The sequence below is a fragment of the Sphaerothrix gracilis Ecp01 genome (assembly GCF_030405905.1).
Classification (GTDB): Bacteria; Cyanobacteriota; Cyanobacteriia; order Phormidesmidales; family Phormidesmidaceae; genus Sphaerothrix; species Sphaerothrix gracilis.
In genome coordinates, this window is the sequence record NZ_JASATW010000023.1 from 23790 (window position 1) to 45670 (window position 21881).

At 53.9% G+C, this 21881-nt stretch carries 17 protein-coding genes; 6 read left to right on the top strand and 11 right to left on the bottom strand.

Going from position 1 to position 21881, the window contains the following annotated elements; genetic code table 11:
* Nucleotides 1–60 precede the first annotated feature (60 nt).
* Entirely contained in the window at nt 61–2583 is a 2523-nt protein-coding gene (locus tag QJQ48_RS21255; RefSeq protein ID WP_346293256.1) for a sigma 54-interacting transcriptional regulator, read from the top strand.
* A gap of 57 nt (nt 2584–2640) precedes the next feature.
* Here QJQ48_RS21255 and mscL read toward each other — a convergent pair whose 3' ends face one another.
* Nucleotides 2641–3069, bottom strand: a complete 429-nt coding sequence (gene mscL, locus QJQ48_RS21260; RefSeq protein WP_346293257.1) for a large conductance mechanosensitive channel protein MscL — start codon at nt 3067–3069, stop codon at nt 2641–2643.
* Nucleotides 3070–3447: 378 nt separating this feature from the next.
* Here mscL and QJQ48_RS21265 point away from each other — a divergent pair, with 378 nt between their 5' ends.
* Complete coding sequence (locus tag QJQ48_RS21265) at nt 3448–4905, top strand: protein adenylyltransferase SelO (protein WP_346293258.1); 1458 nt, start codon at nt 3448–3450, stop codon at nt 4903–4905.
* A gap of 28 nt (nt 4906–4933) precedes the next feature.
* Here QJQ48_RS21265 and QJQ48_RS21270 read toward each other — a convergent pair whose 3' ends face one another.
* Together QJQ48_RS21270 and QJQ48_RS21275 are read right to left on the bottom strand one after the other, a co-directional pair.
* The gene (locus tag QJQ48_RS21270; protein WP_346293259.1) at nt 4934–6172 is read right to left on the bottom strand and encodes a vWA domain-containing protein; all 1239 of its coding nucleotides are present in this window, start codon (nt 6170–6172) and stop codon (nt 4934–4936) included.
* A 12-nt stretch (nt 6173–6184) separates the two neighbouring features.
* A complete protein-coding gene (locus QJQ48_RS21275; RefSeq protein ID WP_346293260.1) occupies nt 6185–6805 on the bottom strand; it encodes a MerR family transcriptional regulator in 621 nt (206 codons plus the stop codon).
* A gap of 204 nt (nt 6806–7009) precedes the next feature.
* Here QJQ48_RS21275 and cypC point away from each other — a divergent pair, with 204 nt between their 5' ends.
* The gene (cypC, locus tag QJQ48_RS21280; protein ID WP_346293261.1) at nt 7010–8254 is read left to right on the top strand and encodes a CYP152 family fatty-acid peroxygenase CypC; all 1245 of its coding nucleotides are present in this window, start codon (nt 7010–7012) and stop codon (nt 8252–8254) included.
* On the opposite strand, the gene QJQ48_RS21285 is transcribed toward cypC, so the two are convergent.
* From QJQ48_RS21285 to QJQ48_RS21310, 6 genes are all read right to left on the bottom strand, one after another.
* Complete coding sequence (locus tag QJQ48_RS21285; protein WP_346293262.1) at nt 8251–9252, bottom strand: D-Ala-D-Ala carboxypeptidase family metallohydrolase; 1002 nt, start codon at nt 9250–9252, stop codon at nt 8251–8253. The genes cypC and QJQ48_RS21285 overlap by 4 nt on opposite strands.
* A gap of 66 nt (nt 9253–9318) precedes the next feature.
* Complete coding sequence (locus tag QJQ48_RS21290) at nt 9319–11229, bottom strand: fumarate reductase/succinate dehydrogenase flavoprotein subunit (protein WP_346293263.1); 1911 nt, start codon at nt 11227–11229, stop codon at nt 9319–9321.
* An 85-nt stretch (nt 11230–11314) separates the two neighbouring features.
* Entirely contained in the window at nt 11315–12037 is a 723-nt protein-coding gene (locus tag QJQ48_RS21295) for a succinate dehydrogenase cytochrome b subunit (protein ID WP_346293264.1), read from the bottom strand.
* 84 nt (nt 12038–12121) lie between these two features.
* Nucleotides 12122–13633 (bottom strand): UbiD family decarboxylase, encoded by a 1512-nt coding sequence (locus QJQ48_RS21300; RefSeq protein WP_346293265.1) that lies wholly within the window; start codon nt 13631–13633, stop codon nt 12122–12124.
* A 54-nt stretch (nt 13634–13687) separates the two neighbouring features.
* Complete coding sequence (locus tag QJQ48_RS21305) at nt 13688–14035, bottom strand: DUF5615 family PIN-like protein (RefSeq protein WP_346293266.1); 348 nt, start codon at nt 14033–14035, stop codon at nt 13688–13690.
* A 111-nt stretch (nt 14036–14146) separates the two neighbouring features.
* Nucleotides 14147–14497 carry a DUF433 domain-containing protein gene (locus QJQ48_RS21310; protein WP_346293267.1) on the bottom strand — a complete coding sequence of 117 codons (351 nt, stop codon included), beginning with the start codon at nt 14495–14497 and terminating at the stop codon, nt 14147–14149.
* Between the two features lie 324 nt (nt 14498–14821).
* Here QJQ48_RS21310 and QJQ48_RS21315 point away from each other — a divergent pair, with 324 nt between their 5' ends.
* The 3 genes from QJQ48_RS21315 (at nt 14822) to dusB (ending at nt 20000) form a co-directional block, all read left to right on the top strand.
* Entirely contained in the window at nt 14822–16330 is a 1509-nt protein-coding gene (locus tag QJQ48_RS21315) for an adenylate/guanylate cyclase domain-containing protein (protein ID WP_346293268.1), read from the top strand.
* Between the two features lie 210 nt (nt 16331–16540).
* Complete coding sequence (locus tag QJQ48_RS21320) at nt 16541–18922, top strand: diguanylate cyclase domain-containing protein (protein ID WP_346293269.1); 2382 nt, start codon at nt 16541–16543, stop codon at nt 18920–18922.
* Nucleotides 18923–18926: 4 nt separating this feature from the next.
* On the top strand, nt 18927–20000 hold the full coding sequence (gene dusB, locus QJQ48_RS21325) for a tRNA dihydrouridine synthase DusB (RefSeq protein WP_346293270.1): 1074 nt from the start codon (nt 18927–18929) through the stop codon (nt 19998–20000).
* Here the strand turns inward: dusB and QJQ48_RS21330 are convergent.
* Together QJQ48_RS21330 and QJQ48_RS21335 are read right to left on the bottom strand one after the other, a co-directional pair.
* Entirely contained in the window at nt 19941–21158 is a 1218-nt protein-coding gene (locus QJQ48_RS21330; protein WP_346293271.1) for a class I SAM-dependent methyltransferase, read from the bottom strand. The two genes, dusB and QJQ48_RS21330, sit on opposite strands and share 60 nt — an antisense overlap.
* A gap of 9 nt (nt 21159–21167) precedes the next feature.
* The gene (locus tag QJQ48_RS21335) at nt 21168–21767 is read right to left on the bottom strand and encodes a (2Fe-2S) ferredoxin domain-containing protein (RefSeq protein ID WP_346293272.1); all 600 of its coding nucleotides are present in this window, start codon (nt 21765–21767) and stop codon (nt 21168–21170) included.
* Nucleotides 21768–21881: the final 114 nt, after the last annotated feature.

The window sequence follows — 21881 nt, forward strand, 5'->3', positions numbered from 1 at the left end:
TTGACCAAACCTAGCGAAGTAAACGAAGATCAAAGCATACCCTGATCAAGGCTTTGTCTTATGGCCGCTGCCGACTGTGTTACCTGGCTGCAAGAGCGCACCGCCCTCAACATCCTCAGCGCAGAAATTCTAGAGGCGATCGCCCCCTTACTGCAGTCTCGCACCCTTGCCGCCGACCAGACTCTCACCGTTGCTGACCAGTCCCCCGACGGCCTGTGGATTCTGCGAACAGGCAAAGCCGAAAGCGATCGCGATCGGCCCAAAGCCGTCAGCTTACTGCCCGGCTCAGTGATCAATCTGCAGGCCCTCTTGCTAAATCAGCCCGTCCAGAAGACCTTTATCACGCTGAATCAGTGCGAGCTGTTTTTTATTCCTGCCGATGCCTTTCGCCAGGTCGTGCAAGACTATCCGGCCATTACCCAGCTCTTTACCCAGCAGCTTGCCGCCGAAGTCGAGCAGCTTTCCTCCCAGCTCAGCTTTGAGCAAGAGCGCCAAACGATTCTGCGCCCCTACCTGGTCACCAAAGCGCGGCGCGGCATTATTGGCCGCAGTCGCTACGCCCAGCGGCTGCGATCGCAAATTAAAACCGCCTCTGATAGCCAAGCCTCAGTCCTGATTTTTGGCGAGCCAGGGTTAGAGAAAGACAACATTGCAGCCTTGATCCACTACGGCTCAGCCCAACGGCGAGAGGCCATTATTCAGGTGGAATGCTCTAAAGTGCAGGCCAGCGGCGCCGAGCTGTTTGGCCGCGCTGGCGGTAAGCCAGGGCTGATAGAGGCCCTAGGGCAAGGAACGCTAATTCTCAACAATTTGCAAGAGCTACCTGAAGAACTGCTGCCCGCGATCGCCCACCTGCTTGAAACCAATACCTATCGGCCCATCAGCCGCAATGCCGAAGCAGCGGGCGCGGAGAAAACGGCACAGGCTCGCATTGTAATTATCTCCGAGCAGCCGCTGCCGCAAATTAACGCCCTCGTCGATCAGGTGATTAAGGTGCCGCCGCTGCGGGTTCGTAAAGCAGATATTGAAGACTACGTCAGCTACTACATCAGCCTCATCTGCCGGGCGCGGGGCATTGACAAACCCAAGCTGACCCCAGAAGCCCTACGACGGCTACAAGCCTACGACTTTCCCAACAATTTGAGAGAGCTGTCTAGCCTGGTAGAGCGATCGCTGTCCCAGATGGCTGGCACCACCAGCATCACCGAGGAAATCATCTGGCCCTCCCAGGGGCGTAAAAAGCAGCTCCGCCTCAATCTGCTCAATGCCTATCCTCGCCTGCGCAATTTTCTGCGCAGTCCTTGGTGGCCCGATCGCCTTAACTACGGCTTTACCCTCACCTTCTTCGCCTTTGTCGTTGCGGTGCTGTTTGTGGGGCCACAGAACCGCCAGGAAAACTTTGCGCTCAACATGTTTTGGGCCTGGTGGTGGCCGCTGGTACTGCTGGGCTTTCCCTTTGTGGGGCGGCTGTGGTGCGCGGTCTGTCCGTTTATGATCTATGGCGAAGTTACCCAAAAGCTGTCCCTGTGGCTGGTACCGCGCCAGCTCAAACAGTGGCCGCGTCAGGAAGCTGAGCGCTGGGGCGGCTGGTTTTTGTTTGGCCTATTTGCCCTGATTTTGCTGTGGGAGGAGCTGTGGAATCTAGAAAATACGGCTTACCTATCGGCCTGCCTGCTGCTGCTGATTACCGCTGGGGCAATGATTTTCTCCGCTATTTTCGAGCGCCGATTTTGGTGTCGCTATCTCTGCCCGATTGGCGGCATGAACGGCCTATTTGCCAAGCTGTCGATGACGGAGCTGCGGGCGCAGCAGGGTACCTGCTCGGCAGAATGTACCACCTACCAGTGCTATAAAGGTGGCCCCCGCAAAGGGGAAGGACAGGAGACCAATGGCTGTCCCCTCTATTCTCATCCGGCCCAGCTAGAAGACAACCGCGACTGCGTTCTGTGCATGACCTGTCTCAAAGCCTGTCCGCACCGCTCGGTGGAGGTCAACCTGCGCCCGCCCGGCATTGAGCTATGGACAACCCATATACCCCGTAGCTATGAGGTAGCCCTGCTATTTTTGCTGCTGGGGGCCGTCTTTCTACACCACCTGCCGCAGCTAACTCAGCAGTTAGGGCTGGCGCTGAATCTGGAGAACTTTGGCACTCACGCGATCGCCTCTGTGGCAGCCTTGGCTCTGCCCGTGCTAGTGCCTTTTGCCGCCTACGGTCTGACCCGGCTGGTATTCAAGCTCACCACGAGCTATGCCCCCAAGAGCTTCGTCAGTTTGGCCTATGGCTATTTGCCCCTCGTCCTCGCGGCCAACCTAGCCCACTACCTGACTCTGGGCTTAGGCGAAGGCGGTCAAATTCTGTCAGTGGGCTTTGCCACCTTCGGCCTCAGCGGCGAGGGCGTGCCTGTGTATATTGCCCACCCGGCAGTCATCGCCTTTTTGCAAAGTGCGGTATTGATAGCTGGCGTTTTGACCAGCGCTATTGTGACGCAAAAAATTGTGCGGCAGTCTCTTAAGCTCATGTGGCCCCAGCATTTAGGGGCGATCGCCCTCACCGCGCTCCTGTGGCCGCTGATTGTTGGCTAGCCGTCTCCGCTAACGAGTCAGACGTAGGCGGGCATTGCCCGCCGCAGATAAAGTTTCTCAGATCTGCCGCGACTCAATGGCGTGAGTGAGGCGCTCTAAAGTAACGTTCAGCTTTTCCTCAACCGTAGGTTCAACGACCGCTTCCTCTACTTCTTCTTGGCGCTTAAATCGCTCAAAGAAGCGAATCACTAGAAACAGCACAAAGGCAATGATGACAAAGTCGACAACGGTGCCCAGAAAGCTGCCAATTTTAATACCGGGGCCGATGGTGGCTTCTCGCCAGTCAGTTCCCGCCTGGGATAGGAACGGATTGATGACGGCGGGCATCAAAATATCGGCCACAAATGAAGAGATAACAGCCCCAAACGCGCCACCAATAATGACGGCAACAGCTAGATCGACTACATTGCCCCGTAGCGCAAACTCCTTGAAATCGTGTAGGAAACCTCCAGCCCTAGCTCTGGATCTTCTGCCAAGTGACGACATGCCACGATCCTCTTAGTTAGTAAACTACATGCAAGCAGATTCATCATTTCTTCAATGGCTAGCAGAATACCAGCCTTTAGCTTTAACAAACAACTAACAAGTCATTAAATCGGCCAAATTACTGAAGTTTGACCCGGCAGAGCTAGCATTGTTCTTATTCACTCAAAGCAAAAAATAGATTGAGTAGATTGAAGTTAGTTTGGCCCAGCCGCTGTGTTTACCGCCGCCTATCTTAGAGGTTGCATAGGCTGGCAGCGATCGCTTTTAAACGTCTGGCTTTGGACAGCGTTAGAGTCGAGACAGGATAGGCTATCATCGACTACCCGGCTTCGATTAAAAGTTTGCTGCAATTTCCGGTGTTTTCCTGCCTCTAAATCAATGGACTCTACGGCTAATCCGCTTAATCCTTTACTCAACCTCAGCTATGAACCCGCTCTAGCCGACCTAGGCGACGATTACTACGATGTGGTAGCGGCTGCGGCATTTCCGCAGCATATCCTGCGCTTTCGCAATGACGACATTCTGCAAAAGCTGGGGCTGGCGGCTGAGGCGGTAACAGATGAGCAGTTCATTGCCGCCTTTGGGCAGTTTCAGGGGCGCGAACCTTTCTTGGCGCTGCGCTATCACGGCTATCAGTTTGGGGAATACAATGCTTTTCTCGGTGATGGACGCGGTTTTCTCTACGGTCAGGTGCGCGGCCAGGACGGGGAACTCTACGACCTGGGTACAAAGGGGTCTGGTACGACCCCCTACTCGCGCGGCGGAGACGGTCGCCTGACGCTGAAGGGCGGCGTGCGGGAGGTCTTAGCCTCGGAAGCGCTGCAGGCTCTGGGTGTCCGCACGTCTCGCTGCCTGAGCCTGATTGAAACCGGGGAGCAGCTTTGGCGCGGCGATGAGCCTTCCCCTACCCGCTCATCAGTGATGGTGCGCTTTAGTCGCTCGCATATCCGCTTTGGCACGTTTGAGCGGCTGGAGTATTATCGACGACCTGACCTGATCGATCAGCTATTGACCCACGTCATTGAGGTTTACTATCCGCATTTGCTGGAAGTGACCGATGAGGGCGATCGCTATGCTCGTTTTTATGCAGAGCTGGTAGAGCGGGTGGCTGAACTGGTGGCCCAGTGGATGTCCGTGGGCTTTTGCCATGCTGTCCTCAATACTGACAATATGTCCATTACGGGGGAGAGCTTTGACTATGGCCCCTATGCCTTTATGGATCAGTACAATCCTAAATTTACGGCGGCCTATTTCGACTACTTTGGCCGCTACAGCTACGCCAATCAGCCGCTAATTTGCCAGTGGAACCTGAAGATGTTGCAAAAGCCGCTGTCGCTAATTATGCCGACGGCAGCTTTAGAAGCAGGACTGGCCCAGTTTGACGAACACTACCAGCGCTACTACCGGCAGCGGATGCTGGCTAAGCTAGGATTTGAAACCCTTGCAGCAGAGCTGTCTGAAAAACTGCTCGATCAAACTTTGGCCCTGTTGAGCAATGTCCAGGTAGGCTATCACGACTTTTTTGCCGGACTGGCCCAGCAGTTTGCGCCGCGCTGGCGGCAAGGGTCAGATAGCATTCTGGGGACGACGATGCAGGCATCTGATGCAGCCGCACGCGAGCTGTTAGACAACTGGCGGCGCACCTACTACCTCTGTTTAAATGAGCTACCAGAGAGCGCCATGACCGCAGTGGCTCAGACCCTCAAGCAAACCAATCCGCAGACAGTCTTGTTGCGCCCTGAAATTGAGGCCGTCTGGGAACCGATCACGGTGGCAGATGACTGGCAACCTTTCTATAATCTGCTGAAGCGAATTCAGTCCCCTTTTGCCGCCTGAGCCTCGACTCGCTCAGCCACGCCTCAGCTCAGGGTTGTAGCCGCCGCCCGCGCGTAATGTTGAAGCGCTGAGAAACAGCTTTTTTGCGAGCCCCCGCTGTGTTGCCCTGCTCAAACTCGGTGGCGAGGTTTTGAATGACGGTCACTTCTTCATCAAACTCAGCCGAAGTCGGCAAAGCGCTAAAGGCAACGCTGGCAGAGCGGAGAACCGCGCTGGCCCCTGCTAGATCGCCCTTATCAGCTTTGGCGATCGCCTCTTTTCTAGCCCGCGCCGCCATCAGCAAAGCAACCTGCTCCTGCACGACCGGATTGGCCGGAAAGTCGCTCATTTGCTCCGGGCTCACTACCGGCAACTGGAGGGTTGCCTGCAAAACCTGGCGCTCGACCTGTTGCGGATCGTTCCAGGCTAACCGGATCTGACAGAGATCGCTTGCCTGACTCAGCGCCGGAATCCGCAACCGCATCACGACGTTGACCGGACTGCCAACGGTGAGATTGGGTAGCTTTAGCCGTCCCAGCTCATTTGTCTCAAAATCGTTGAGTATATCCATGATGCTAGCGCCTGCCTGAGGCGTCAGGCCCAGACTGACCCGCTGGCCGACTGTAGCCACCAATCCCTGGAGCTCGGTTTGAAAAATGTTCGGGAGCTGGTCAGGGGAGGCGATGTGATAGAAATTGCCGTCGCCGCTGAGCGCCATAGCTTCTAGCAAATCTTCGCTGTAGTCGTTGCCTACCCCCAAGGCTGACGTACTGATGCCCCGTTGCGACAGCCCGTGGACATCCTGGGCGATCGCGTCGGGATTGGTTTCCCCTACATTCGCTAGGCCATCAGAGAGCAAAATCACTCGGTTGAGGTGTTCCGGGTTGAGGTATTGGCTCACCTGCAAGCCGCCTTCCACCCAGCCGCCATGCAGAGCCGTAGAGCTACCGGCGCGAATGCTGCCAATCGTCTCTAAAATGTGGTGCTTATCAGTAGCAAGCGTATTGGCAATGGCGGTCTTCACCTGGGTATCGAATAGAACCAGACTGACGCGATCGCTGGGCAGAAGCTGCTCCACGGCGTAGCAGGCTGCCTGTTTGGCGTAGTTCAACTTTTCACCGCTCATAGAGCCGGAGCGATCCAGCACCAAGCTCAGATTGAGCGGGGGGCGCTCAACCGTGGGTAACTGAGCAGGCGGCGCAATCTTAATCAAAATGTCGAGGGTGGTGGAGCGGTTGCGAGCGATCGCTCCGTGCATCGGGATCAGTTCAATCTGGGGTTGATTCATGGCGTGTCTCCGTTAAGGGGATAAATCAGTGAGGCGTTGAGCAATGAGCTGCAGCAGGTTTTCTCGTTCTTGAGGACTGGCCGGATAAGCAAAGTCCTGACGCACCTGAATTTCCAGTCCTGGCAGTACCTCTAGCCGTGTCCACTGGGTCGGCGGCGGGGAGCTAGAGCGGCTCGGAGCACTGCGGGCCGGTGGGGGCGCTGGCGAGCGCGTTGCAGAGGCGGCAGGCTGCGATCGCTGCTTTACCTGCTGCAAAAAGGCCAGAGCCGGATTCGCCGCTTCTACAGTGAGCTGAATGCCGCCCTGGAGTAGCGCCTCTAGCTCAGGATTAGACTTAGCCTCCATCAGCGTTTGAATCGCGTTGGCACTGAGTCCTTCGGCTAGCAGTCGCCGTACCACCAGCAACTGCAGGAGATGTCGGTAGGCATAGCGGGCTTCCCGCCCCTGCTTAAACGGTTTATCCACTAGGCTCTGAGTCGTGTAATGACGCACCAGCCGAGGATTGATCGTTTCTGAGCTGCGGCGGGACTCGTCACCTGGCAGAAACTGGGGCAAAAGCTGATTTGCCGTTTCTACAAAAGATTCCAAGGGCCACTGGGGATTGGCTTGAGAAATATGCTGTAACGTGCTCATGGCCCCATGCTAACCATGCCATTTTTGATTGTCAATATCATTTTTTTATGTAATTTGGGCCGCTAAAAATCGCCTACCATAGCAGCAAGGCTGATCGCTTGGGCTGTCAGCAACAAAGTTGCTATCTCAAGGGCAGTGAAATTCATTTCAGCTTGATCACTGTGCCACTGAGTTAGCGAACAAACCCTGTAAACGAGACTTCAAATGAGTACAATTCCGCGCGATCGCGCCATTGACAGTACGTTAGCGCTAGCCAATGAGGGCTATTGCTTTATCTCAAATCGCTGCGATCGCTATCAGTCTGATATTTTTCAGACCCGGCTGTTGTTCGAGCAGACGATTTGCTTTAGGGGAGCAGCAGCAGCCCAGGTTTTCTATGACACTGCTAAGTTTTCCCGTCGAGGAGCGGCACCTAAGCGGGTTCAGAAAACGCTGCTGGGGGAAGGAGGGGTTCAGGGTTTAGACGGTGAAGCGCACCGCCAGCGCAAGCAGGCTTTTATGTCATTGATGACGCCAGAACGGATGGCGGCACTGACCGAGCGCGTCCGGCAAGAGTGGCACGTGGCGGCTCACCAGTGGCAGCAGCGAGATCAGGTGGTGCTGCTTTATGGGGCGCAGGAAGTGCTGTGTCGGGCAGTGTGTGCCTGGGCCGGGGTGCCTTTATCAGAAGATAAGGTCAACCAGCGGACGCAGGATATAGCCGCCATGATTGACGGCTCCGGCGGCATCGGCCCCCGACACTGGCGGGCGAGACGGGGACGGCGGCAGGCGGAGAAGTGGATTGAGTCAGTCATCGAACAGATCCGCGCTGGCAAACTAGAGGTGCCCGAAAATACGGCGGCTCATGCCTTTGCTCAGTACCGCGATCCGGCAGGCAACCTGCTCGATAAGCGGATTGCGGCGGTGGACTTGCTGAATGTGCTGCGTCCTACCGTGGCGATCGCTCGCTACGCGATGTTTAGCGCCCTAGCTTTACATAACTATCCTGACTGCCGCGCCCAGTACCAGCAGGAATCCGACTACGCCTCACTCTTTACCCAGGAAGTGCGGCGGTTTTACCCTTTCTTTCCTTTTGCTTCGGCCCGCGTCCGGCAGCCGTTTGACTGGCAGGAGTATCACTTTCCAGATGGCGTCAAGGTGCTGCTAGACCTCTACGGCACTAACCACGATCCGCACCTCTGGGACGATCCGGAAGCGTTTCAGCCAGAGCGGTTTCGCCACTGGAAGGAAAGCCCGTTTAACTTCATTCCCCAAGGCGGCGGCGATCACTATACAAATCATCGCTGTGCGGGGGAATGGATCACAATTCAGATCCTGGAAATGACTCTAGATTTCCTGATCAATGCTATCCGCTACGAGGTGCCCAATCAGAACTTAGAAGTAGATTTAGGGCGAATGCCCGCGCTGCCCAAGAGTCGCTTTGTCATCAGCGATGTCAAACAAAACTAATAACCATACGACCAGCGAGCCCGATAGCCCCGTACATCTATATGGACAAAAACGGAACTAGAAGCTAATCCGCCTTTGCTGCCCCACCACTCATCTAAATCATCGTAGAGAACAGCCGGATCTATACCTTCTACATTAAAATCGACCGCATCACCAGCTAGATGTCGAGAAGAGGAAAGTCCCCCCACTCGTTGATTATGAGTGGGATTTCTGTACCAAGAATTAGTGGTGATAGGTTTACCCTCATACTTTTCCTGAATTTCTTTCAAAACTCTAGCTACTTTAATGATATTGTTAACAACTTCCTGATCAACAGGTATAGAGGTATGACCCGATTTTTGAATTGCATCTCGCCAAGTAAAATTTGCATCAGGAATTATTTTGTCATCTAAATCATACTCAAACTTAAATTCCGTAGAAGCTCCAGTATCTGGAGAAATCAGCTGACTTTGTGCTCTCAATTCTGATAGCTCTTGTTCTTTTTTTTCTATTTCCTGCTCTAATGCTTCAAATTCGTTTTTAGGTAGTTGTTCCGAACGAGATGACTCTTCAATTTCTCTTTCTAAAGATTCAATAGCCGCTATCTTCTGGTTTTTTTCATCTATCCGTTTGCTAATAGCGTTCTTGTAAGAATTCCAGCGATCGCGTGAACCCCTAGAATGAGCAATGATGGAGAGATATTCAGCAAAGTAATAGCGCTTTTCTAAATCTTCCTGGAGCGCCTTCTGCGCAAAATTTTCCAGATATTCAGCTTCTGACTTCAGCCGCTCAATTTCAACCTGCTGATGCTGAATCTGCCAATTGACAATTGAGGTGACCAAGGTGACGACAACTCCAACAGCGATGATTCTAAATCGCTCCAGCTTGTATTTATTGTCAGTTTCTTGACTGGCAATTTGCAGCTCTTTTTCCTTCAGCTTCAGCTCCCAAATTTTCAGCCTCGTTTCATCAGAAGTTGGGCTCTCTTTATCTATAGGGTCTGTTTCCTCTGAAGCCATATTGTCTTGTCCAAATAAGCAACAGCGATCTCATTTGCGTCAGGATATGTCCAATTTATAAGACCTCTACCGATAACTGCGCTGGGTGAGCTGAACATTCTCGAAAGTGAGCGATTCTTTGTGCAAAGTGGGGGCCTGATCGTCGCCCTGGTATTGCCAGGCCGCCACGAATGAAAACTGCTCGTCGTTTCTCAGGGCTTCTCCTGCCGGTGTTTGATACTCCTCGCGGAAGTGACCGCCACAGGATTCTTCTCGCTGCAGGGCATCTCGCGCCATCAGTTCGCCCAGTTCCATAAAGTCGGCTACCCGTCCGGCAAACTCCAGGTTTTTGTTCAGCGTATTGGCTTCACCCGGCACCCGCAGATTTTGCCAAAACTCCTGTCGCAGCTTTGAAATCGCCGCGATCGCCCGCTCTAGCCCCGCCCGATCGCGCGACATGCCGATGTCGTCCCAAACCAGCTTTCCCAGCTCTCGGTGAAACTCCATCACGGTTTTGTCACCGCCAATGCTCAACAGCTTTTGGGTGCGGCTGTAGGCGGTGGCCTCCGCTTCGGCAAAGGCGTCATGGGTGGTTTCTACCGGAGATGAGTCTGTCTGAGCCAAATAGTTTCCTAGGGTATAGGGAATGACGAAATAGCCGTCGGCGAGTCCCTGCATGAGGGCACTGGCTCCTAGCCGGTTCGCCCCGTGATCGGAAAAATTCGCCTCTCCCAGCACAAACAGCCCCGGCACCGTGCTCATCAGGTGATAGTCCACCCAGAGGCCGCCCATCGTATAGTGAACTGCCGGATAGATCCGCATCGGCACGTCATAGGGATTCTCGCCCGTGATCCGCTGGTACATGTCAAACAGGTTGCCGTAGCGCTCAGCAATAGTCTCCTGGCCTAAGCGGGCGATCGCGTCTCGAAAGTCCAGATAGACTGACAGCCCCGTTTCCCCCACACCCCGACCCTCATCCGTCACCTGCTTGGCATTGCGGGAGGCTACATCGCGGGGGACTAGGTTGCCAAAGCTGGGATATTTGCGCTCTAGGTAATAGTCGCGATCGCCCTCTGGAATTTGATTGGGCGATCGCTGATCGTTGGGATCTTTGGGCACCCAGACCCGGCCATCATTGCGCAGACCCTCGCTCATCAGCGTCAGCTTTGACTGGTAGCTGCCTGACACCGGAATACAGGTGGGGTGAATTTGGGTATAGCAGGGATTGGCAAACAGCGCCCCCCGCTTGTAGCAGCGCCAAGCCGCCGTCACGTTAGAATTTTTAGCATTGGTAGAGAGATAGAACACGTTGCCGTATCCCCCCGTACACAGCAGCACCGCATCTCCGGCATAGCGCTCAAATTCACCCGTCACCAGGTTGCGCACCACGATGCCCCGCGCCTGCCCCTCTACCACCACCAAGTCCAGCAGTTCCCGCCGAGCAAACATCTCCACTCGCCCCGCTGCCACCATCCGCATCAGAGCGCTGTAGGCTCCCAGCAAAAGCTGCTGCCCGGTCTGCCCCCGCGCATAGAACGTGCGGGAAACCTGCGCCCCCCCGAAAGAACGGTTCGCCAGCAGCCCGCCATACTCCCGCGCAAAGGGCACCCCTTGAGCCACGCACTGATCAATAATCTGGTTACTAATTTGGGCCAAGCGGTAGACATTGGCCTCGCGCGAGCGATAGTCACCCCCCTTAATCGTGTCGTAGAACAGCCGCCATACCGAGTCGCCGTCATTGGGATAGTTCTTGGTGGCGTTGATGCCGCCTTGGGCGGCAATGCTGTGGGCGCGGCGGGGAGAGTCCTGAATACAAAAGCTTTTGACCCGGTAGCCCAGCTCAGCTAGGGTGGCAGCGGCTGAGGCTCCGGCCAGTCCTGTGCCGACCACTAAAACGGTGTGCTGGCGCTTGTTGTTGGGGCTGACCAGCGAACAGTGTTCTTTAAAACTGTCCCATTTTTCTTTCAGCGGGCCGTCCGGAACGCGCGGATCAAGCATAGATTTTCTAACAGATATACGGTCTTTAATCAAACATGGAACAGACCCGGTAAGGCGCGGCATAACCGACGACTACCAGACACAATCAACTAATCCAACCCACATAAATCGCCAAGGGTAGACCGATGAAGCCAGCCGCGATCGCCACGGCCAGTCCCGTCCCAAGGCCATACACCAGCGGCTTCACCCCGGCGCTCATCGCCCCCAAAGACTGCAATGCGCTCCAAAGCCCATGCCGCAGGTGGAATCCTAGCAGCACCATCACGGCGCTGTAGCCAAAGGTGTACTGCGGTGTCTGAAACTTCTCAATCACCAGCCGCGCTAAATCCCGTCCTTCAGTGCCGTTAGCCAGAGTCGTGGCATAGTAGGGACCAAACTTGAACGCCATTAGGTGAAAGATGAGAAAAACGCCCAGCACCAGCCCCGTCAGAATCATTGTGCGTGAACTGAGGGACTGGAGACTGGGCGCACCCGCGGAGGCATAGGTTTGATAGCCTGTAGGGCGAGCCTTAAGCTTGCCCAGATAAATTTGAATACCGAGCAGGGCATGAAAAATCACGAATGTTAGCAGCCCTAGCTCTATGACGTGAAGCAGCGGCCCCCACTGCTCAATGTGGTAGGCATACTCGTTGTAGGCGGCGGGGCTGGCAAACAGCATCAGATTGCCCAGCATGTGCACTAGCACAAAAATGCCTAGCCCTAATCCTGTCACGCCCGTAATCAGCTTTTTGCCAATCGGTGACTGATAAAGCCTCACCAGCCGATTTGACGAAGAAGCTGTTTCTGAAGGAGCGATCGCATTACTCATGGTAGCCGGGCTGTACGCAACTATTTCTATCCTAGACAGCAGGCCCGGCCCTCAGCCAATTTTGTAACCTCTCTAAGCAAGCCACTACCGCCCCATATCATAGCCAAACAAATTTGGATCCACTTCATCCTGCACAATGTCCCCCAGCCCATACTCAGCCCAGCGGCGATCCACCATCCCAGCCACGTCTGTATCGGACTGTAATGGTTCGCCCCACTCATGGTCGGTTTCCGGGTAGACCTTTGTGGTGGCGTCAATGCCCATGCGGCTGCCTAAGCCCAGTTTGGGGCTAGCAAAGTCGAGGGTGTCAAAGGGAGTATCCGGCAGAATAAATACGTCTCGCTGCGGATCGACCTTGGACGTGACTGCCCAGACTACCTGACGCGGATCGCGGATATTGATGTCCTTATCGACGACGATGACGAACTTGGTGTAGGTGAACTGGGGCAGCGCCGTCCAAAAGGCCATCGCCGCTCGGCGGGCCTGACCGGGATAGGCTTTGTCAATAGAAATGATGGCGGCTTTGTAGCTAAGCGCCTCCATGGGCAAGAAAAAGTCCACAATCTCCGACACCTGCTGCCGCAGAATGGGGGTATAGATGCGGTTAAGGGCGATCGCGATCATTGCTTCTTCCTTCGGCGGGCGACCGCTGAAGGTAGTGAGATAGATCGGATCTTTGCGGTGGGTGACGCAGTGAAAGCGCACCAGCGGCGAGTCTTCGGCAATGCCGTAGTAGCCCATGTGGTCGCCAAAGGGGCCGTCTGAGCGCATTTCGCCAGGGGTAATGGTGCCCTCTAGGACGAACTCAGAATCGGCAGGCACTTCTAAATCAACGGTTTTGCATTTAGCCAGGCGCACCCCAGAACCGCCATAGAGTCCGGCAAACAGCCATTCTGAAAGATCCACCGGAATCGGAGTCGCCGCCGCCATGATGATCAGCGGATCGACCCCCAGAGCGATCGCAATTTCCAGCTTTTGACCCCGCTCCGCCGCCTTGCGCAGGTGCCGCGCCCCGCCCCGCACCGAGAGCCAGTGCACCGTCATGGTGTTCTTAGACTGGAGCTGCAGGCGATAGACGCCCACATTGGGAGTTCCGGTTTCCGGATCTTTGGTGATCACCAGTCCTAGGGTGATGATTTTGCCTGCGTCCTTGGGGTAGGGCCGAATCATCGGAATCTGGTTTAGGTCTACCGCCTCGTCCTTAATCACTACCTGGTGACAGGGCGGCAGCAGGTCCCGCATCGGCTTAGCCTTCACCACGTCAAACAAGACTTTGCCAAACTCGATCGCCTGAGAAACTTTTTTAGGCGGCTTTGGCTGCTGCAGCATCCCCAGCTTGCGGCCTAATTCTTCTAGTTCTTCCGGCTTTTCCATATTCATGGCCCAGCAGACCCGCTCCACCGTGCCCAGGGAATTCACCAAGACCGGATAGGGCGATCCCTTCACGTTCTCAAACAGCAGCGCTGGCCCACCACACTGCAGCATTCGGTTTGAGATCTCAGCAATTTCTAGGTCAGGGTCTACCAGCGCTCCAATCCGCCGCAGTTGCCCTCGCTGCTCCAGTATTTTCAGGAATCCCCGCAGGTCTCTCGCCATTTTTAAGAACTGTAAAGTTAGCCACTCTTCTATTATGCGGGAGATCGCGATCGCTCACAGCGGCAAAAATAAAACCTGATTCACTAAATCTTGCAGATCACAGACTCGCACTATCAGTTCCAAATCACGAATACAGCCGCCAATCGTAATATTTTGTTGATGTGCATAAATGACGCCGAAGAAAGTCTTGCCTTCTATCTGATGCTGATGGGCGATCGCTAGCAAATCATCATCCATCGAAAACAAAACTCTTTGAAGTTCTGCTGCTCTCTCTAAAACCCGTGGATCGGCTATTCCTGAACGCTTGTCTTCTTGAACGGTTAAAACATCTACCTTGCGCAAACGAAGACCTGTTGTAATTTGGCGGGGCACATTCTCATCTATGTACAAACGGATCCCCATGTGAAATAATCCTGTGGCTATCTTCTAAAGCTGACTAACCAAACAGTAGGTCGGTTTTGCTTCTACTTTCGGAAGTAGTACAAATTAGCCATGTAGAGTAGAGCAAACCCTCTAACCGTCAAAACGGGTCTCCTCATCTGAGTTTCTGGCTGTCAATCTTCTAGCTTGAAGTATTGTTTTAATCCGATTTTCCGGCTGTTGATGTCTCAATTGCTCAGAAACTTCATAGCGCCGCTGCATATCAGCGTCAAGCTCAGCTTTATGATCCCAGTAGTACGCCAAAGCAGAATGCACCTTGCCCAACGAAACATGGGGATATTGAAAATGCAGTTCCTCTGGACTCCAGCCATGCACCAGGTAAGCGGTCACTAGCTCAACCACCTTCATCGTTGTGTTGACAATGAAAGGAACCTGGTCGTCATCGAGCCAGATGTGCTTGTAGTCGGTTGCAGTAGCAGGCATAAAGGGTTGAGGATGGCAGTTATTCCAATGGTAAGCGATCGCCCAGCCCAGCTATGCTGACAGTCTTATCTCAAACTCAGCTAGCCCTAACAATTAGGCTTTAAAGTTTTCTGAATCCAGGGCTGCAGGGATGAATAAAGGGGCTAATCCCCCTTGAGTCTGCTTTTTAACTTATAGATGAGCTGGAGGAATAGACAAAATTGACTTTTATCAATAGTTTGAGATTAAAAGGTCAAGTTAAGATGTAGCTTTGAACATCTCACTAGAGAATATTTACCCAAACTTTATTTTCTAAATTTCTTTTTAGGCAGTGGAGTACACTCAATGCCCTCTAAACTACTCCATGCCTCAGCAAGCATTCTAATTGTTGAGGATGACGCTGTCAGTGCCCGAATCCTACAGGAAATTCTGCAGCATCGGTACCAAATTCAACAGGTAACGACCGGACTTGAAGCGATCGCCATTGCCCAAGCCACCCCTCCCGACCTGTTTTTACTCGATATTCAGCTCCCCGATATCAACGGCTACAAAGTTTGCCGCCGCCTCAAAACGAACCCAGAACTACGCGATATTCCCGTTATTTTTATCAGTGCTCGCAACGAAGTTAGCGATCAGGTCAAAGGGTTTGAAGCGGGCGGCGTTGACTATATTGCCAAGCCATTTCAGCCTGCGGAAGTTTTAGCCAGAGTGCGCAATCAGCTCACCCTGTTTCAGCAGCGGCGACAGCTCAGCCAGCAAAATGCGCTGCTGCTGCAGGAAGTACGCGATCGCCAAAAAACCGAAAACGCGCTGCGGGAAGCCGAAGCTAAGTATCGCAGCATTTTTGAAAACGTCAGCGAAGGAATTTTTCAAATTACGCCAGAAGGGCGCTATCTCAGCGCCAATCCAGCGCTTGCTAAAATCTTAGGCTATGACTCACCTAAAGACCTGATCGAAAGCGTGACTGACATGGGGCAGCAGCTCTACACGCGGCCCATGCGACGGCAAGAGCTGATTGCCTATCTGCGTCAGTATGGACAAATTACGGACGCTGAGTCAGAAGTTTACTGCAAAGACGGCAGCAAAATTTGGATTAGCGAAAATATTCGCGTGGCCCTAGATGGGAACGGAGAAGTGCTGTTCTATGAGGGCACCGTTCAAGATGTCAGCGATCGCCACCGGATGGAGGCAGAACTGCGGCAGCAGCGGCAGCGCTCAGAAAGGCTACTGGTCAACATTCTGCCTTATCAAATTGCCCATCGGCTCAAAACAGGGTCTCGCAATATTGCTGAAAGTTTTGACCATGTAACCGTTCTCTTTGCCGATCTCGTCGATTTTACGGCGGTTGCTTCTGAGATTTCGCCCCAGAATCTAGTCAGCTTGCTAAATCAGATCTTTTCCGACTTTGATGCGCTAGCTGAAAAGTACGGACTAGAGAAAATCAAAACAATTGGCGATGCCTATATGGCCGCCGCCGGACTGCCTGTGCCTCGCCCTGACCATGCCGACGCCGTAGCCCAAATGGCTTTGGCGATGCAGGAAACGATTAAGCGATACTATAAGCCGAGCGGTAAGCCTTTTCAGCTCCGCATCGGTATTAATACGGGAACGGTCGTTGCCGGTGTTATTGGCATGAGAAAGTTCAGCTACGATCTGTGGGGAGACGCCGTGAATATGGCGAGCCGCATGGAAATGCTGGGGGAACCCGGCAGAATTCAGGTAACTGAGGTAGTTTATGAAGCGTTGCAAAAAAGGTATCAGCTTCAACGGCGCGGCATCATAGAAGTCAAAGGTCGAGGAGAAATGATGACATACTGGCTGCTAGGCAAAAAGCCATCAGTTCAGCTTGATTAGAGAAATCTAGTATTTTTACAGACGCGGTATCCTTAAGGTTTCTGTGTAAGATCACAATATCTCCTTGATCTAGATCACAACCGTTCGCAGCGGTGATAGTTAGCTGACGCCTGAACTGAAACCTACTCTAGACTGATCTAGATTTATGCCACATTTTCAGTATCGGTGCTTGTTGCAGGAGAGAGAGAATCGTTTTTTTTGCAGGTAGTGATGACTGAAACGCCGGTCAGCCTCTTGATTGTGGACGATGAGCTAGACAATTTGCGTGCTCTCGCCAACTTGCTATCAAGTGAAGGGTATAGTGTCCGCAAAGCCGTCAGCGGTGAGATGGCTTTAGAAACAGTTAAAGTGCAGGCACCGGACTTGATCTTGCTGGATATTCGGATGCCCAAGATGGACGGCTACGAGGTCTGCAAGCAGCTCAAGCAGCAAAAGGAGACGCAGGATATTCCAATTGTTTTTATCAGCGTTTATCGGGATCTGGCTAATAAGATTCAAGCCTTTGATCTGGGCGGAGCTGATTACATTACGAAACCTTTTGAAGCCGAAGAAGTGTTGACTCGCGTTCGCCACCAGCTAGCCCTGCGGCGGCGGCAGCAGCAAATGCTGCAGGCAGTGGCAAAACATCAGCAGATGGGCCATAAGCTGCATCAGATGAACCGACAGATGCAGAGCATTTTAGAAGCCTTTCCAGATGTCATGCTGCATCTCAATGCTGACGGCACGGTCAACTACATTACCGGCATTGAGCAAGTCGAGCAGGCATTTCAGTCAGGCCAGTTTTCAGGCTCTCATCTGAGTGAATGCTTGCCGCCGCCCCTTGGACAGCGGCTGCACCAAGCTCTGCAATCTACCTTAGCGACGGGGCAGGTAGAAACCGTTGAGTGCCAGCTATCAATAGAGGGACAGCCGCGATATTTTGAAACTCGCATTATTGGTCTAGAAACGCAGCAGGCGATCGCCGTGGCGCGAGATGTGACCCAACGCAAGCTGTTTGAAGAAAATTTGCAGAAGCAGGCCAAACGCGATCGCGTTTTAGGACTCATCACCCAGCGGATGCGGCAAACTCTGGCCTTAGACGAAATTCTCAAAACAGCGACCGAAGACATTCAACTTTGGTTGCAGGCAGATCGCGTCTTAATTTACCAGCTAGACACGGTTCAAAACGGGCAGGTATTTGTCGAATCGGTCAGCAATGAAAAATTTTCTCTCACTGGACAGACATTTCAAGATCCCTGTTTTCAAACCCAGCTACAGCAGCGCTACTATCAGGGCTATGTCAGCGTTATCCGAGATATTGATACCGTAGAAGCGTCTCTTTGCTATATCGACCTGATGCGCCAGCTTCAGGTACGCTCGGCGCTAGCGTTGCCGCTCTTTCTCAAAGAGCAGCTCTGGGGACTGCTGGTTGCCCATCAGTGTACCAAGGTTCGCCATTGGGAAGACTGGGAAATTGATTTCCTGCAGCAAATCACAGCTCAGCTCAGCATCGCCATTCAGCAAAGCCAGCTCTATGCCCAGGCCACCCAGCAGGCCCGCCGCGAAGCACTGCTCAATGACATTGTAGAAGCTATCAGTCAAAGCCTAGATCTAGATCAGATTTTGAGTCAAACGGTGCATCAGCTATTGACCGCTTTTGAAAGCAGCTCTAGCTTTGTAGGTCTGTGGAATGCGGAAACTCAGTCGCTCCAGCAGATGAAAACTGATGTGGCCGACGAGTACCAGACTTTTTCAGACTCTACTCAGTCAGTTGAGCAAGATCCTCATGTTCAGGCGGCACTACAGCAGGCTGACATGCTGGTTGTAGATATGACTTCCCAGCCCGCTGGTTCCAACCGACTGACGACTGCTGTTTTGGCTATCAGCATTCGCTTTGAGGGAGAGCTGAAGGGGATCATGGGCGTGCGCCGCCATGACTCTCGCTGCTGGAGTGAGGATGAGAAGCTGCTGCTGCGAGAACTCGCAACTCAGCTGGCGATCGCCATCCAGCAGGCCGAACTTTACCAGCAGCTCCAGGCAGCCAACCAGAAGCTAGAGCGACTGGCCAATCTAGACGGCCTGACTCAAATTCCAAATCGGCGCTGTTTAGATAGCTATCTGCAGCAGGAGTGGCGGCGCCTGCGGCGAGAGCAGACAGGGCTGGCTTTAATCATGTGCGATGTAGACTTTTTCAAGCGCTACAACGATTTCTATGGGCACCTGGCTGGAGACGACTGCCTACGGCAAATTGCTCAAATTTTAGCAAGTTCGGTCAATCGTCCAGCGGATTTAGTAGCCCGCTACGGTGGGGAAGAATTCGCCGTTGTGCTGCCCAGGACTCGGCTAAACGGGGCAATCTGGGTGGCAGAGCAAATTCAATGGGCGATCGCCGAGGCGGCCATTCCCCACTTAGACTCGCCCATCAATCAGGTGATAACGGTGAGTTTGGGCATTGCAGAGGTGTTTCCCAGCCTGCAAAATACCCCGGCAGATCTGATTGCCGCCGCCGATCAGGCTCTCTACGCTGCCAAAAAGCAGGGTCGCAATAGCTGCTACTATCAAACTCAAGAACGTGTCCTCGTCAGTGCCAAGTCTGATTCACAGTCCCACTAATCATATGCTCGTGCTGCCGCCCCTGCTCCAACAGCGCTTGGCAGAGCCGTTAAAAATTGGAGCGGTGACGGTTTCCAGCCGGGTTTTGCAATCGCCGCTCTCCGGCGTGACCGACCTAGTATTTCGGCGGCTGGTGCGTCGCTATGCCCCCAATTCCATGATGTATACCGAGATGGTCAGCGCTTCAGAGCTGCACCATATGCGCCAGCTGCCCAAGCTGATGGAAATTGAGGCCAATGAGCGTCCCATCAGCATTCAGCTTTTCGACTGTCGGCCTGACTTTTTAGCTGAGGCGGCAGTCAAAGCCGTCGCGGAAGGAGCCGATACGGTGGACATCAATATGGGCTGCCCGGTCAATAAGATCACCCGCAAAGGGGGCGGTTCTTCTCTGCTGCGGCAGCCCCAGACAGCAGAGGCCATTGTCCGCGCCGTGGTGGCAGCGGTAGACGTGCCCGTGACGGTCAAAACCCGCATCGGCTGGGATGACGACGACATCAATGCGGTGGAATTTGGGCTGCGAATGCAGGCGGCAGGTGCCCAAATGCTGACCCTACACGGACGGACGCGATCGCAGGGCTATACGGGCACGGCCCGCTGGGAGTGGATTGCCCAGGTGAAGCAGGCGCTCAGCATTCCGGTGATTGCCAACGGCGATATTTTCTCGGTAGAGGCAGCGGTGCGCTGCCTGACCCAGACCGGAGCGGACGGCGTGATGTGTTCGCGGGGGACGCTGGGCTATCCCTTTCTGGTGGGTGAGATTGATCATTTTTTGCAGACTGGAACGCTGCGACAGCCTCCGACAGTTCCAGAGCGGCTAGCCTGTGCCCGCGAACATTTAATTATGCTGGCGGAGTATAAGGGGCAGCGCGGTATTCGGCAGGCGCGAAAACACATGGCCTGGTATGCCAAAGGGTTTGAGGGAGCAGCCGAGCTGCGCGATCGCCTCTGTCAGATTGAAACCGTTGAGCAGGGCTGTGAGCTGCTGGATGACGCGATCGCCAAACTTAGCCTGCCTGACCTACATCAGCGGCGGAATGGTGAAGCCCCTGAGCGATCGCCCGCTTTCCTCAGCGCTTAGTCCCTTGCCCTGGAGCAAAACGCCGAAGTTGCCTAGCCCCATCGGATCAATCAGGCGGTGTAGCAGATCGCGGCGACGCAAAGCCGCCTGGATCGTTTTGCCGTCAGTTTCGGTGATGGCGGCTAAGGCATCGAGGCGATCGCCTAAACCCAGCGCCATCAAAAACATGGCCTGCTGAGTAGCCTCTAGTTTCTGTAAGCCACACCGCTCTCCCTGTCGCTCTAGCGCCGTGAAGTCTACGTGGGCGGTCAGGTCTTGCTGCCCCACATGAGCATAGGGATCGCTGTGATGGGCGTGGCGATAATAAGCCTGCAATGTTCCCTGAGAGCGGCTGGGGCCATAGTAGCGGCTGGCGGGATAGCCGTAGTCGATGGTGAGCAGATAGCCTCGCCGTAACTTTTGGGCAACAGTGGTAATCCAGTCAAGCGCGGCTAGGTTTATCTCCGTCTGATAGCCTACAGGATAGCGCGGCGGCGCTAGGTCAATGCCAACTAGCTCAAAATAAGCCGACAGCTCAGGCGTGGACAGCGGCCCCACCGCGTCCTGAAATTTGGGTTCATCAGAGGCGTTTGTTAGAGTCACATAAATTTCTTGCAGTCCGGTTTCGGTCAGTACTACGCGGTGGACCGGAAAGGCATCAACCAGTTCGTTGGAGAAAAAGCAGCCCGTAACGGAACTTTCAGGGATTTCGGCTAGCGATCGCCACTGTAGCTTCACCCCTTTGTCCTGCCAGGGCCGTAGCCGCCGCTGCTGTTCCTGCATCAGCGCCGCCGACTTTTCAATGATGGTATACTCCACCGCCGCAAAGCAGTCCGCGTCGTCTTGCGACAGAGCGGCCAGAACATCAGCCGCCACCAAGCCCTGTCCGGCTCCCATTTCCACCAGGGAAAAAGGCTCAGGCTGACCGAGACAATGCCAAAATTCAGCAAGCTGCACGGCTAGCAGTTCGCCAAAGTCGTGCCCCAAATGAGGTGAAGTGACAAAGTCACCCGTCGGGCCGAGGCTAGGTTTCTGGCTGGCATAGTAGCCCCAGTCTGGCTGATATAGGGCCAAATCCATATACTCAGCAAAGGAAATACCCGGCAAGGCACTAGCCTGAATGCGCTGGGCAATTAAATGTCTTAGCGTTGAGTTTTCAGCAGCCGAAGATAGGTTCACAGGTGGCCCTTAGCTCTCAACGCAGTGCTTTTCGACCAGCTCTGGTACAGTCTTGGGCTTCACCTTGCTGTAGCGCTTCTTATCCGGCATAAAGACGACATGGGGGCCGCTCTTGCAGTGGCCCATGCAGCCTGTCTTCTTAATCGTGACGCGATCGCCCAGGTCTGATTTCTCCAAGCTCTCAGTTAGCTGTTGACAAACTTTTTCGCTACCACGCTTACGACAGCTCGACTTTTGGCAGACTAGAATTTTGGCAGGCTTTTGGCTCTTAGACTTACTTTGAGGAGTCTCTTTCTGAGGAGCGATCGCTTCAGCAGGTGATTCTGGCGCTACCTGAAGCTGCTCTGGAGCGAGTCGCACAATTCTCAAAGCTTTGAGCTGAGGCGCGTCCTGGTCGTCATCAATTTTTTGCTCACCAAAGACGCGAATGACATCACCGGGCAGCAAGTAGTCGGCTAGGATAGGCCGCAGAGACTTACGCAGCTTGACTCGGTGTCCTCCCTTAGCCGTCAGCAAATCAATATATTTGTTGTCAGAGGTTCCCTGAGGCGAAAACCCCAAAAAGCGACCCTCTAATGAAAATTCAGTCTTGCGATCGCGCTTTGACATAGCTTGCGAAATTCTCTGTCTGCCCAAAGACTAAAACCGCTGACCGAAAGTATTAGTCGCAGGCTTTAGTCTAGCCTCAGCATATCAATCCGGCAGGGATGCCGCCTCAGTCAA

Excerpts from the sequence above, each read along its gene's own strand:
- cypC (WP_346293261.1), top strand. The coding sequence starts at position 7,010 with ATGAGTACAATTCCGCGCGATCGCGCCATTGACAGTACGTTAGCGCTA.
- QJQ48_RS21275 (WP_346293260.1), bottom strand. The coding sequence starts at position 6,805 with ATGAGCACGTTACAGCATATTTCTCAAGCCAATCCCCAGTGGCCCTTG.
- QJQ48_RS21270 (WP_346293259.1), bottom strand. The coding sequence starts at position 6,172 with ATGAATCAACCCCAGATTGAACTGATCCCGATGCACGGAGCGATCGCT.
- mscL (WP_346293257.1), bottom strand. The coding sequence starts at position 3,069 with ATGTCGTCACTTGGCAGAAGATCCAGAGCTAGGGCTGGAGGTTTCCTA.
- QJQ48_RS21335 (WP_346293272.1), bottom strand. The coding sequence starts at position 21,767 with ATGTCAAAGCGCGATCGCAAGACTGAATTTTCATTAGAGGGTCGCTTT.
- QJQ48_RS21255 (WP_346293256.1), top strand. The coding sequence starts at position 61 with ATGGCCGCTGCCGACTGTGTTACCTGGCTGCAAGAGCGCACCGCCCTC.
- QJQ48_RS21320 (WP_346293269.1), top strand. The coding sequence starts at position 16,541 with ATGACTGAAACGCCGGTCAGCCTCTTGATTGTGGACGATGAGCTAGAC.
- QJQ48_RS21265 (WP_346293258.1), top strand. The coding sequence starts at position 3,448 with ATGGACTCTACGGCTAATCCGCTTAATCCTTTACTCAACCTCAGCTAT.
- QJQ48_RS21315 (WP_346293268.1), top strand. The coding sequence starts at position 14,822 with ATGCCCTCTAAACTACTCCATGCCTCAGCAAGCATTCTAATTGTTGAG.
- QJQ48_RS21310 (WP_346293267.1), bottom strand. The coding sequence starts at position 14,497 with ATGCCTGCTACTGCAACCGACTACAAGCACATCTGGCTCGATGACGAC.
- QJQ48_RS21305 (WP_346293266.1), bottom strand. The coding sequence starts at position 14,035 with ATGGGGATCCGTTTGTACATAGATGAGAATGTGCCCCGCCAAATTACA.
- dusB (WP_346293270.1), top strand. The coding sequence starts at position 18,927 with ATGCTCGTGCTGCCGCCCCTGCTCCAACAGCGCTTGGCAGAGCCGTTA.
- QJQ48_RS21285 (WP_346293262.1), bottom strand. The coding sequence starts at position 9,252 with ATGGCTTCAGAGGAAACAGACCCTATAGATAAAGAGAGCCCAACTTCT.
- QJQ48_RS21300 (WP_346293265.1), bottom strand. The coding sequence starts at position 13,633 with ATGGCGAGAGACCTGCGGGGATTCCTGAAAATACTGGAGCAGCGAGGG.
- QJQ48_RS21290 (WP_346293263.1), bottom strand. The coding sequence starts at position 11,229 with ATGCTTGATCCGCGCGTTCCGGACGGCCCGCTGAAAGAAAAATGGGAC.
- QJQ48_RS21295 (WP_346293264.1), bottom strand. The coding sequence starts at position 12,037 with ATGAGTAATGCGATCGCTCCTTCAGAAACAGCTTCTTCGTCAAATCGG.